Here is a 10,635-nt window from a genome sequence, read left to right as displayed (position 1 = left end):
GACGAAGTCCATCGCGAAGCGACGCCGAAGGCGCCCTTGACTTTGGAGGGGCGGCCCCGTACGCAAGCGCCACCCCACCACCCGAACACCCCTCTCGCCGATCTCCCCATTCGAGAACCCGTCTCGCGCCACCGCCCGAACACCCCTTGAGAACGGCTTGAACGCCCATGGGCCAACGACGAGCACGCCCTCTGTTCTGGTTACATAACCCGAGGTCGGAAGACACAGACCCTCATAGAGCGCCCGGCCCCGGCCCCAGCCCCAGCCCCAGCCCCAGCCCCAGCCCCAGCCCCAGCCCCAGCCCCAGGATGATCGGTGAAGCTGCGTTGCTCGGTTCGCGCGATCGTTCTTGATGAAGAAGACCGCGTCCTGCTCTGCCGTTTCGTCTTTCCCGAAGAAGCAGGTGAGGTGGTCGTCTGGGCAGCCCCCGGTGGGGGTGTCCAGGACGGCGAGACGCCGCTTGCCGCGCTGCGTCGCGAACTGCGTGAAGAAGTGGGCTTGGCGGTCGGTGCCAACCCACCGCATGTGTGGCATCAGGAGGTCATCGGTCCCGGCTATGCCGCCGGTCACGACGGCGTGATCAATGACTACTTCGTCGTCCGCACCGCGTCGTTCCAGCCCCGGGGCTCCATGTCGGACGACGAACTGGCCGGCGAGCACATCGCCGGTTTCCGCTGGTGGCGGCTTGAGGACATCGCCCGTCACCGCGGTCCCGAGGTGTTCTCCGCGCGCGACCTTGCCGCACCGCTGGGCGCGCTCATCACCGGCGGGCTCCCGGACGCACCGGTGCAACTCGGCCTCTAAAACCGGTAGAACTCGGCCTCAAGACCGGTACAGCTCGGCCTCTAGGACCGGCGCAGCTCGGCCTCTGAAACAGGTGCAGCTCGGCCTCTGAAACAGGTGCAGCTCGGCCTCTGAAACCGGCGCAGCTCGGCCGCTAAAACAGGTGCAGATCGATCTCTGAAACAGGTGCATCCACTCCGGACGGTGGCCGGCCGCCCCCGCTCTCCCTAGGGGCTTCGGCAGGTCACCGGTCAGCGGGTCTCGCACGCTGTCGGTGGTGGCGGGCATCATGGCGGGCATGACCTTCCAAGCGAGCGGCGCTTTCGACATCGACGCGTGGGAAGCCGAGAAGCCCTATGACGAGCAGGGCGGCAACAAGCTGACGCGGGTCCACGTCCGCAAGACGTTCCACGGGGACCTGGTCGGCACCAGCACCACCGAGCTGATCACGGTGGAGTCGGCGGCCGGGCCGGTGGCGTACGTGGGGATCGAGCACGTGCAGGGGATCCTGCACGGCCGGGAGGGCACGTTCGTGCTGCAGCACAGCGCGGGCACCGAGGACGGCACGCCCGGCACCCAGTGGCTGCGCTGGCTGATCGTGCCGACGTCCGGGACCGGGGAGCTGGCGGGCATCCGCGGGGTCGGGCAGATCACCGTCACCGACGGCGGGCACACCTGGTCGCTGGAGTACACGCTGGACTGACGCGCGGGACGTAGCGGCGCCGCGCCTGCCGGTAATGTTTCGGCCATGCCCCCGGTCAGTACCGACGCGACGCGCGAGCGGATCATCGACGCCGCCGAGGCGTGCTTCTCCCGGTTCGGCGTGGCGAAGACCACCGTGGAGGACATCGCCGCCGCGGCGAAGCTGTCGCGGGCGACGGTGTACCGGGCGGTCAGCGGCGGGCGGGACGAGTTGATCCTCGCGGTGGTCGTGCGGGACCTGCACCGCTTCCTGGACCGGCTGGCGGTGCGGTTGCGCCGCGAGCGGTCGGTGCCGGAGGCGATCGTCGAGGGGACGATGGACGCCGTCGAGTACGTCCGCAACGAACCGACGATCGCGCATTTCCTGGTGCCGGAGGCGGCGGGGCATATGCAGGCGGCGGTGGCGGGCGCGGCGGAGCACGTCCTGGCGTTGTGCTGCGACTATGTGCGGCCTTATTTCGAGCAGGCGCAGCGGCAGCGGACGCTGCGTCCCGACATCGAGGTCGAGGGGACGGTGGAGTTCCTGTTCCGGATCATCACGTCGCTGATCGTGATGGACCGGGAGCGGGAGCCGGACGACCTGCGCCGCTTCCTGCGCACGTACGTGGTGCCGGGGATCGCGGGGCTCTGATCGGGCGCGGGGGCGTGTCCGCACCTACGAGACGGTAGCTTGCAAGGAATCGACGGCGCGGACCGGAAGGGGTCGGGGCGATGGTTGCGGATTTCACGAGGCGGAGGCGTTCGGCGGTGCAGCCGAGCCCGGTGTTCCTCGTGATCGTGGCGGCGACCGTCATCTGCGGCCTGCTCACCTGGCGGTACGGGGACAACCCGGCCAAGGGGGCGCGGGTCTCGCTGTTCGGTTTCGTGATCGCGGCGTGGGTGCTGTCGCTGTGCGTGCACGAGTTCGGGCACGCCTACATCGCCTACCGGTCCGGCGACCGGAGCGTGGCGGCGAAGGGCTACCTGACGCTGAACCCGCTGAAGTACTCCGACATGCTGCTGAGCTTCCTGATCCCGGTGGTGTTCATCCTGCTCGGCGGGATCGGCCTGCCCGGCGGGGCGGTGTGGATCGAGCGGCACCGCATCCCCGGCCGGCTGCGGCACAGCCTGGTGTCGGCGGCGGGCCCGCTGTCCAACGCCATCTTCGCGATCATGCTCGCGGTGATCTACAAGAACTTCGCGGCGCAGGGCCACGCGGTGTTCTGGCTGGGGCTGGCGTTCCTGGCGTTCCTGCAGGTCACGGCGGCGCTGCTGAACCTGCTGCCGATCCCGGGGCTGGACGGCTTCGGGATCGTCGAGCCGTACCTGCCGCGCCGCCTGGTGGACCAGATCAGCGGGTACGGCGGCTACGCCTTCCTGGTGCTGATCGCGCTGCTGTGGATCGGGCCGATCAACCGGGGCTTCTTCCACCTGATCTACCACATCACGGACGCGCTGGGGATCGGCGCCATCTCGATCGAGATGGGCCACTCGCTGTTCCTGTTCTGGCAGAGCTGAGGCTAGTCCCCCGCGCCGCCGGCGCCGCCCGCAACGTCCGCGCCCTCTGCGCCGCCCGCGGCGGTTCCCTCGCCGGCCTCCGTGCGGGGACGGCCCGCGAGGTGCCGGACGATCCGCCGGAGCTGTTCGGCGTAGTGCTCCTGGAACTCGGGTGAGTCGGGGCTGAGGCCGAAGACGCGGTGGACGGCGAGCGGCAGCACGACGGGCGCGGCGACGACGGCCATCATCACGAGCATGACCGCGGCCGGGTCCAGGTCGTCGGCGAGTTCGCCCTCTGCCTGGCGCCGTACCAGTTCCGACAGGTCCTCGCGCTCGATCGGCGGTTCGCCGTCGAAGGTGCCGGTGAGGCCGCGCAGGGCGTTCAGCCGGGTGCCGCGCGGGTCGTCGAGGGCGTGCCGCAGGTAGCGGATCAGCACCTCGTCCAGGCCGATGTCCGGGTCGTTGAACCGGGCCTCGGTCTCGCGCCAGTGGACGGAGATCTCCCGGTACAGCCCCTCCTTGCCGCCGAAGTAGTAGTTGATCAGCTGCTTGTTCACGCCGGCGCGGTCGGCGATGTCCTGCACGCGGGCGCCCGCGTAGCCCTTGGCGGCGAACTCGTCCAGGGCCGCGTCGAGGAGCAGCCGCCGGGACCGCTCGGCGTCCAGCTTGCGCTCGCCCGGGCCGGGCGCGCGCCGCGGCCGCCTCGTCTCCTCCGTCACGCCGTTCATCGTACCGCCCGGCTGACGGCGTCATACATCCGGCTGGTTGACGAGTTCATCCATTTGGTTGAAGATGGGCGGGGACACCCCCGAGGGAAAGAGAACGAACGATGATCCTTGTCACCGGAGCCACCGGCAACGTCGGCCGCCACGTGGTCGGCGAGCTGCTCTGCGCGGACGTGAAGGTCCGCGCGCTGACCCGCGACCCCGCCACCGCGCGCCTGCCCGGCGAGGTGGAGGTCGCCCGCACCGACGAGATGCCGCTGGACGGCGTCACGTCGATGTTCCTCAACCCCGCCGTGTTCTGGAACGGCCTGGGCGACGTGCTGGAGCGCGCCCGCGACCACGGCGTCCGGCGCGTCGTCATGCTGTCGTCGGCGGCCGCGCTCGACGACGACCCGCGCAACGTGATCGGCGCCCACCACCTGGAGTTCGAGCGCGCGATCGAGGCGACCGGCCTGGAGTGGACGTTCGTGCGCCCCGGCGAGTTCGCGACCAACGCGCTCGCCTGGGCGGACGCGATCCGTGCCGGCGAGCCGGTGCGCGAGCCGTACGCGCGGGCCCGCAGCACGCCGATCCACGAGCGCGACATCGCCGCCGTCGCCGCGCGGGCCCTGCTGTCGGACGGCCTCGTCGGCGCGAAGCCGGTGCTCAGCGGGCCCGAGGCGCTCACGCATCCGGAGATGGTCGAGATCATCGGCGCCGCCGCCGGCGTCCCGGCCCGGTTCGAGGAGATCTCCCCCGAGCAGGCGCGGGAGGAGATGCTGAGCCGCCCCTACATGCGCGAAGGGATCGTGGACGCGCTGCTGCGGGTGCGCGCCGAGGCGGTGCACCGGGAGCCGGAGATCTCGCCGGAGGTCGAGCGCATCACCGGACGTCCCGCCCGGACGTTCGCCGAATGGGCCGCGGACCACTTCTGACGGCCGCACCGCACTGAGTCCCGCCCTCCGCCCGCGAGCTGAGGGCGGGACGGATAACGGCCGGGCAGGCCCCCGCCTTGCCCGGCCGTACGCTTGTCAGCCCCCCGCCGGCCCCGATCCCCCGGCTCTATCGGACGGCACCGCGGGGTCCGGCACCGCGGCAGGGCGGCGCTCCTTGTACTGCTCGCGCGCCCAGACGAACCAGTCGCGGCGCATGGCCATGAAGCGCTTGCCGTACTCCATGGTCAGCCGGCCGTTGCCGGTGAGGCCGCCCTCCTCCTCCCACGGGACGATCTCCTCGAGCCGGGCGAGGTCGTCGAGCCGGCCGGAGAGGGCGTCGATCATCCGGTCCATGTAGGCGACGGCCTCCTCGGGCGCGATCTGGTCGAGGAAGAAGACCCGCAGCATCACCTCGTCGCGGCGGTTCGGCCTCGGGTCGGTGTCCACCATCCAGTGGTGCAGCTCGTCCCGGCCCGCGTCGGTGATCGCGTACTCCTTGCGGCCGCGCGGCCCCTCGGCGGACACCTCGATCAGGCCGCCGTCGGTGAGCTTGCCGAGCTCGCCGTAGAGCTGGCTCTGGGTCGCCTGCCAGACCGTCCCGAGCGAGATCTCGAACACCTTCAGCAGGTCGTATCCGCTGGCGCCGTCCATCTCGGCGAGCAGCCCCAGCAGCGCGTGTCGCAGGCTCATTCCTCGATTGTGACACGTCGCTGTTGACATGTCGATTATGACACGTCTAGTTTCTGACATGTCGAAGTTGGAACGTCGCTCCCGACGAGAGGCTCGCGCCATGCTGCTCTACTACCTCCGGACCTTCCTCCCCTGGATCCTGCTCGCCGTGGTGAGCGGCTGGAGCGACCAGGCCGGCGCGGCGGCCGGCCTCGCGGCGGCCCTCGTCCTCCTCGCCCAGGACCTGCGCAGGGGGCACCGCCTCGACTCGCTGATCCTCGAACTGTCGACCATCGTCTTCATGGCGCTGCTGACCGCGCTCTCCTTCGCCGCCCCGGACTCGTCCCTGCTGGACTACGGCGCGTCCCTGGCGATCGGCTGGCTCGCGCTCACCGCCTGGGGCACGCTCCTCGCCGGACGGCCGTTCACCGAGGGCGTCGGCCGCCGCGACGTCAGCGCCGAGATCGCCGCGACGGACCTGTTCAAGCGCATCACCGCGGTCATCGCGATCGTCTGGGCCGTCAGCTTCACGGTCATGGCGCTCGTCCTGGCCTACGTGCAGCACGCCGCGCCGGACGACACCGCGCTGCTCGTCGCCGTGAAGATCGCCGGATTCACCGTCCCGATCGTCTTCACCGCCCGCTACCCCGAGATCGCGCAGAAGCGGTACTTCGCCCGCCACGGCATCGACCGCGAACCCGTCCGCTGAGCGCGCCCGCACCGGGAACGCCCAGGTAAAGGCCCCTCGAACGGCTCAGCGGAGGACAGGACATGGAGACGACGCGGAACGCCGGCTGGCTGGAGGGCGCCCTCGCCCCGGTCCCGGACGAGATCGACGCCACCGGCCTGGAGGTCACCGGAACGCTCCCTCCCGAGCTGACCGGACGGTACTTCCGCAACGGCCCGAACCCGCTGCCGGGCAGGCCGAGCGGCCACTGGTTCACCGGGCCCGGGATGATCCACGGCGTGCGGCTCCGCGACGGGCGCGCCGAGTGGTACCGGAACCGGTGGGTGCGGACCAGGACGTTCCTCGACGAGGACGCCCGGTTCGCCGCGGACGACGGGACGCTCGACTTCACGGCCGTCCCCGCCAACACCCACGTCGTGCCGCACGGCGGCAGGATCCTCGCGCTGGTCGAGATCGGCTTCCCGTACGAGATGACGCCGGACGCCGGGACGGTCGGGCCGTGCGACTTCGGCGGGACGCTCACCACCGCGATGACGGCGCATCCCAAGCAGGATCCGGTGACCGGCGAGCTGCTGTTCTTCGGCTACGGCGTGCTCCCGCCGTACCTGACGTACCACCGGCTGTCGGCCGACGGATCGCGGGTCGTGGAGAGCCACGAGATCGAGGTCCCGGGACCGACGATGATGCACGACTTCGCGATCACCGAGCACCACGTGGTCTGGCTGGACCTGCCCGTCGTGTTCGACCTGGAACTGGCGCTGGGCGGCCGGGGCATGCCGTTCCGCTGGGACGACGCCTACGGCGCCCGGCTCGGCGTCATGCGGCGGGACGCGCCCGGCGACGTGCGCTGGTTCGGCATCGACCCCTGCTACGTCTTCCACGTCGGCAACGCCCACGAGGACGCCGCCGGACGGATCGTGCTGGACGGCGTCCGGTACCGGCCCGAGGACTTCGCCGCGATCTGGAAGGAGATCGGCGGCTCGGTTGATCCGACGCGGGACCCGGCGCGGGACCCGGCGCAGCACGCGGCGCGCTCCGGGAGCGCGCACCTGTACCGCTGGACCCTGGACCCCGCCACGGGACGCGCCGTCGAGGAGCAGCTCGACGACCGGAACGTGGAGTTCCCGACCCACGACGACGCCCGGACCGGCCGCCGCCACCGCTTCCTCTACACGGTCGCGGGTGATGCCGTCGTGAAATACGACCTGCGGGACGGTTCCTCGTCCGTGCGGGCGTTCGGGGAGGACGCGTCGGTGGGCGAGGCGGTCTTCGTCCCCGCCGAGGGGGCGCGCGGGGAGGACGAGGGCTGGCTGATGTCGATCGTCTCCGGGCCGTCCAGCGCCGAACTCGTCGTCCTGGACGCGGCCGACCTGTCGCGGACGGCGAGCGTGCGGCTCCCCCGCCGGGTTCCGGCGGGCTTCCACGGCAGCTGGATCCCGGACGCCTGAGCGGGGACGGACCGCCGGGCGGGGACACCCGGGCGCCTAGAGTGATTTACTAGCGAGTACACAAGTGCAAGTAACCACTTACCAGGCTCCTCCCGGGAGGTTCCGCATGTCCGTGGCCACGGAGAGCACCGAGACGTTCGCGTCCCTGAACCCGGCCACCGGCGAGGTCGTCGGCGAGCACCCCGTGCACGACGCCGCCGCCGTCGCGCAGGCGCTCGAGCGGGCCCGCGAGGCGGCCGGCTGGTGGCGCGCCCTCGGCTGGAAGGAGCGCCGCCTCCGGCTGCTGAACGTCAAGGGGGCGCTCACCCGCAACCTCAACCGGATGGCCGAGGTCATCCACCAGGAGACCGGCAAGCCGGTGCAGGACGCCCAGCTGGAGACGATCATGGCGATCTCCCACCTGGACTGGGCGGCCCGCAACGCGCGGAAGGTCCTCGGCCCGCGCACCGTCTACCCCGGCCTCATGGCCATCAACCAGCGCTGCGAGCTGGAGTACCAGCCGCTCGGCGTGGTCGGCGTGATCGGCCCGTGGAACTACCCGATCTTCACCCCGATGGGCTCGATCGCCTACGCGCTCGCCGCCGGCAACGCGGTCGTCTTCAAGCCGTCGGAGTTCACCCCCGGCGTCGGGCTGCTGCTGGCCGAGCTGGTCGAGGGCGTCGTCCCCGAGCACCCGGTGCTGCAGGTCGTCACCGGCCTCGGCCCGACCGGCGCCGCGCTCGCCTCGTCCCCGGACGTCGACAAGATCGCCTTCACCGGCTCCGGCCGCACGGCGAAGCGGGTGATGGCCGCCTGCGCCGAGAACCTCACCCCGATCGTCGCCGAGTGCGGCGGCAAGGACGCCTGCATCGTCGACTCCGACGCCGACCTGGACGCCGCGGCCGACGCCGCGCTGTGGGGCGCGATGTCCAACGCCGGCCAGACCTGCATCGGGGTCGAGCGGATCTACGTGCTGGACGACGTCTACGACCGCTTCCTCGGCAAGATCACCGAGAAGGCGAAGGAGCTGCGGCCCGGCTTCGACCGCGAGGCCGCCTACGGCCCGATCACCATGCCGGGTCAGCTCGACGTCATCGAGCGCCACATCAAGGACGCCCTCGAGAAGGGCGGCAGGGCCGTCGTCGGCGGCGCCGAGTCGGTCCGCAAGCCCTACGTCGAGCCGGTCGTGCTCACCGACGTGCCGGACGACTCGTCCGCCGTCTGCGAGGAGACGTTCGGCCCGACCATCACCGTCCACCGGGTCAAGGACCTGGACGAGGCGGTCGAGAAGGCCAACCGGACCAGCTACGGCCTCGCCGGGACGATCTTCTCCGGCAGCAGGTCCCGGGCGATGGACGCCGCCCGCCGGATGCGCTCGGGCATGACGTCCATCAACGCGTTCGCCGCGTTCGCGCAGGTCGCGGCGCTGCCGTTCGGCGGCGTCGGCGAGTCCGGCTTCGGCCGCATCCACGGCGCGGACGGGCTGCGCGAGTTCGCCCGCCCGAAGGCCATCACCCGGCAGCGGTTCGCCACCATGAACCTGACGTCGTTCGGCCGCACGGAGAAGGAGATGGCGCGCGTCCTCGGTCTGATCAACATGATCCACGGCCGCCGCTACAAGCGCTGAGGCACGGCGGCGCCCGCAACGCGGGGCTCCCGAGCGGCCCCCGCGACACAGGGTCCCAAGCGGCGCCCGCCATGTGCGGGCGCCGCGCCGGCGCGGCGGCTCAGGCGACGGTGAAGCCGCCGTCCACGGGCAGGATCGTGCCGGTCACGTAGGTCGCGCCGACGAGGTACGCGATCGCCTCGGCGACGTCCTCGGCGGTGCCGACCCGCTTGACCGCGAGGCCGCCCGCGGCCTCGGCGAACTGCGCCTCCCGGTGCTCGTCCGGCAGGAACGACCACCACGGGGTGTCCACGACGCCGGGCGCGACCGCGTTCACCCGGACCGGCGACAGCTCGGCGGCCAGCGGCGACACGATCCGCTCGATCGCGCCGTTCACCGCGGCGAGCGCCGCCGTCCCCGGCAGGGCCGCGCGGGCGGACGCCGCCGACACGAAGGTGATCGACCCGGCCACCTTCGCGTGCTGGATCGCCGACAGATACGGGAACAGCTTCCCGTCGAACGCGGCGCGGACGTCGGCCAGCCGCGCCTGCCCGATCGGGCCCATGCCGACGGCGCCGGGGCTGAAGGCGAGCACCAGGTGGTCGATCTCGCCGGTCCGCTCGAAGAACGCGGCGACCGCCTCCTCGTCGGTGCCGTCGACCCGTTCCGCGGTCGCGGACTTCACCGCGGCGAACTTCGCCGGGTCCCGGCCGGTGACGATCACCTCGGCGTCCCGCGCCGCCAGCAGTTCCGCGGCCGCCAGCCCGATGCCGGACGTCCCACCCATGATCACAACGCGCATTCCGCGCCTCCATTTCAAGACGTGACGTCTCGATATTAAATCGAGACGCCGCGTCTTGTAAACTGGCCCGCATGGGACGGCCACGCAGCGAGACGGCACGGCGCGCGATCCTCGACGCCGCGATGGAGGGGCTCCAGGAGCACGGCTACGCCGCCCTCACCATGCAGGGCATCGCCGCCGCCGCCGGCGTCGGCAAGCAGACGATCTACCGCTGGTGGCCGTCCAAGGCCGACGTCGTCCTGGACGGCCTGGTCGAGCTCGCCGACGAGCGCATCACCGTCCCGGACACCGGCTCCCTCCCCGGCGACCTCACCGAGTTCCTCGCCGCGACCTTCCGGGAGCGCGGCCAGCGCCCCGTCCTCATCGGCCTGATGGCCGAGGCGCTCCTCGACCCGGCGTTCGCCCGCGCGTTCCGCGACCGGTTCCTGTTCGCCCGCCGCGCCGCGCTCCGCGGCATCCTCGACCGCGCCGCCGAGCGCGGCGAGATCGCCGCCGGCACCGACCCCGAACTGCTGATGGACGTCGTCTACGGCGTGCTGTGGTACAGGCTCATGCTCGACCACGCGCCCCTGGACGAGTCCGCCGGGCAGGCCCTCACCGACCTCCTCGTCCGCGCCGTTTCCTGAGGTCAGACCCGTCCGCCTAAGGCGTCCGGCACCGCCTGCACCCCCCCTCTAAGGCGCCTGAGCCTCAGCCGCCCGGAACTAAGGCGACCTAAGGCGCGCGAATAGGGCGTCGTCCCGATGTAGGCCCCGGGGCCTTAGGGCGAACCTTGTACATGTCGGGCCAAGAGGGCCCGGCAGGAACAAGGAGCAGGACATGTACAGCACGGACATCAGCCGG

12 protein-coding genes are annotated in these 10,635 nt (G+C 71.4%); 9 read left to right on the top strand and 3 right to left on the bottom strand.

Going from position 1 to position 10,635, the window contains the following annotated elements:
• The first annotated feature begins 315 nt into the window (after positions 1 to 315).
• From ABZ914_RS37990 to ABZ914_RS37975, 4 genes are all read left to right on the top strand, one after another.
• Positions 316 to 804 carry an NUDIX hydrolase gene (locus ABZ914_RS37990; RefSeq protein WP_500199270.1) on the top strand — a complete coding sequence of 163 codons (489 nt, stop codon included), beginning with the start codon at positions 316 to 318 and terminating at the stop codon, positions 802 to 804.
• A 277-nt stretch (positions 805 to 1,081) separates the two neighbouring features.
• A complete protein-coding gene (locus ABZ914_RS37985) occupies positions 1,082 to 1,486 on the top strand; it encodes a DUF3224 domain-containing protein (RefSeq protein WP_151546028.1) in 405 nt (134 codons plus the stop codon).
• Between the two features lie 45 nt (positions 1,487 to 1,531).
• On the top strand, positions 1,532 to 2,116 hold the full coding sequence (locus ABZ914_RS37980; RefSeq protein ID WP_151546027.1) for a TetR/AcrR family transcriptional regulator: 585 nt from the start codon (positions 1,532 to 1,534) through the stop codon (positions 2,114 to 2,116).
• A gap of 116 nt (positions 2,117 to 2,232) precedes the next feature.
• Positions 2,233 to 2,982 carry a site-2 protease family protein gene (locus ABZ914_RS37975; RefSeq protein WP_347256911.1) on the top strand — a complete coding sequence of 250 codons (750 nt, stop codon included), beginning with the start codon at positions 2,233 to 2,235 and terminating at the stop codon, positions 2,980 to 2,982.
• A 2-nt stretch (positions 2,983 to 2,984) separates the two neighbouring features.
• On the opposite strand, the gene ABZ914_RS37970 is transcribed toward ABZ914_RS37975, so the two are convergent.
• Positions 2,985 to 3,680: a TetR/AcrR family transcriptional regulator gene (locus ABZ914_RS37970; RefSeq protein ID WP_500199267.1), complete on the bottom strand. Its 696-nt coding sequence runs from the start codon at positions 3,678 to 3,680 to the stop codon at positions 2,985 to 2,987.
• A gap of 110 nt (positions 3,681 to 3,790) precedes the next feature.
• Here ABZ914_RS37970 and ABZ914_RS37965 point away from each other — a divergent pair, with 110 nt between their 5' ends.
• Positions 3,791 to 4,600: an NAD(P)H-binding protein gene (locus ABZ914_RS37965; RefSeq protein ID WP_500199266.1), complete on the top strand. Its 810-nt coding sequence runs from the start codon at positions 3,791 to 3,793 to the stop codon at positions 4,598 to 4,600.
• 96 nt (positions 4,601 to 4,696) lie between these two features.
• On the opposite strand, the gene ABZ914_RS37960 is transcribed toward ABZ914_RS37965, so the two are convergent.
• Positions 4,697 to 5,290, bottom strand: a complete 594-nt coding sequence (locus tag ABZ914_RS37960; protein ID WP_500199264.1) for a PadR family transcriptional regulator — start codon at positions 5,288 to 5,290, stop codon at positions 4,697 to 4,699.
• Between the two features lie 100 nt (positions 5,291 to 5,390).
• On the opposite strand from ABZ914_RS37960, the gene ABZ914_RS37955 reads away from it, so the two are divergent.
• From ABZ914_RS37955 to ABZ914_RS37945, 3 genes are all read left to right on the top strand, one after another.
• Positions 5,391 to 5,978, top strand: a complete 588-nt coding sequence (locus ABZ914_RS37955; protein ID WP_500199262.1) for a hypothetical protein — start codon at positions 5,391 to 5,393, stop codon at positions 5,976 to 5,978.
• Positions 5,979 to 6,040: 62 nt separating this feature from the next.
• Positions 6,041 to 7,405: a carotenoid oxygenase family protein gene (locus ABZ914_RS37950; protein ID WP_500199261.1), complete on the top strand. Its 1,365-nt coding sequence runs from the start codon at positions 6,041 to 6,043 to the stop codon at positions 7,403 to 7,405.
• 106 nt (positions 7,406 to 7,511) lie between these two features.
• Positions 7,512 to 9,011, top strand: coding sequence for an aldehyde dehydrogenase family protein (locus tag ABZ914_RS37945; protein WP_500199259.1), 1,500 nt, complete (start codon positions 7,512 to 7,514; stop codon positions 9,009 to 9,011).
• Between the two features lie 100 nt (positions 9,012 to 9,111).
• Here ABZ914_RS37945 and ABZ914_RS37940 read toward each other — a convergent pair whose 3' ends face one another.
• Positions 9,112 to 9,792 (bottom strand): SDR family oxidoreductase, encoded by a 681-nt coding sequence (locus tag ABZ914_RS37940; RefSeq protein ID WP_500199258.1) that lies wholly within the window; start codon positions 9,790 to 9,792, stop codon positions 9,112 to 9,114.
• 71 nt (positions 9,793 to 9,863) lie between these two features.
• Here ABZ914_RS37940 and ABZ914_RS37935 point away from each other — a divergent pair, with 71 nt between their 5' ends.
• Positions 9,864 to 10,418 (top strand): TetR/AcrR family transcriptional regulator, encoded by a 555-nt coding sequence (locus ABZ914_RS37935; RefSeq protein ID WP_500199256.1) that lies wholly within the window; start codon positions 9,864 to 9,866, stop codon positions 10,416 to 10,418.
• Positions 10,419 to 10,635: the final 217 nt, after the last annotated feature.

The organism is Spirillospora sp. NPDC046719 (assembly GCF_040645715.1).
GTDB lineage: Bacteria > Actinomycetota > Actinomycetes > Streptosporangiales > Streptosporangiaceae > Spirillospora.
Note: the sequence above shows the minus strand (reverse complement) of the source record. Positions and strands in the feature narration are given on the sequence as shown.

What these genes read in the sequence shown, in the direction of transcription:
- ABZ914_RS37985 (WP_151546028.1), top strand. Translation starts at nt 1,082, where the DNA reads ATGACCTTCCAAGCGAGCGGCGCTTTCGACATCGACGCGTGGGAAGCC.
- ABZ914_RS37980 (WP_151546027.1), top strand. Translation starts at nt 1,532, where the DNA reads ATGCCCCCGGTCAGTACCGACGCGACGCGCGAGCGGATCATCGACGCC.
- ABZ914_RS37965 (WP_500199266.1), top strand. Translation starts at nt 3,791, where the DNA reads ATGATCCTTGTCACCGGAGCCACCGGCAACGTCGGCCGCCACGTGGTC.
- ABZ914_RS37960 (WP_500199264.1), bottom strand. Translation starts at nt 5,290, where the DNA reads ATGAGCCTGCGACACGCGCTGCTGGGGCTGCTCGCCGAGATGGACGGC.
- ABZ914_RS37955 (WP_500199262.1), top strand. Translation starts at nt 5,391, where the DNA reads ATGCTGCTCTACTACCTCCGGACCTTCCTCCCCTGGATCCTGCTCGCC.
- ABZ914_RS37950 (WP_500199261.1), top strand. Translation starts at nt 6,041, where the DNA reads ATGGAGACGACGCGGAACGCCGGCTGGCTGGAGGGCGCCCTCGCCCCG.
- ABZ914_RS37945 (WP_500199259.1), top strand. Translation starts at nt 7,512, where the DNA reads ATGTCCGTGGCCACGGAGAGCACCGAGACGTTCGCGTCCCTGAACCCG.
- ABZ914_RS37940 (WP_500199258.1), bottom strand. Translation starts at nt 9,792, where the DNA reads ATGCGCGTTGTGATCATGGGTGGGACGTCCGGCATCGGGCTGGCGGCC.
- ABZ914_RS37935 (WP_500199256.1), top strand. Translation starts at nt 9,864, where the DNA reads ATGGGACGGCCACGCAGCGAGACGGCACGGCGCGCGATCCTCGACGCC.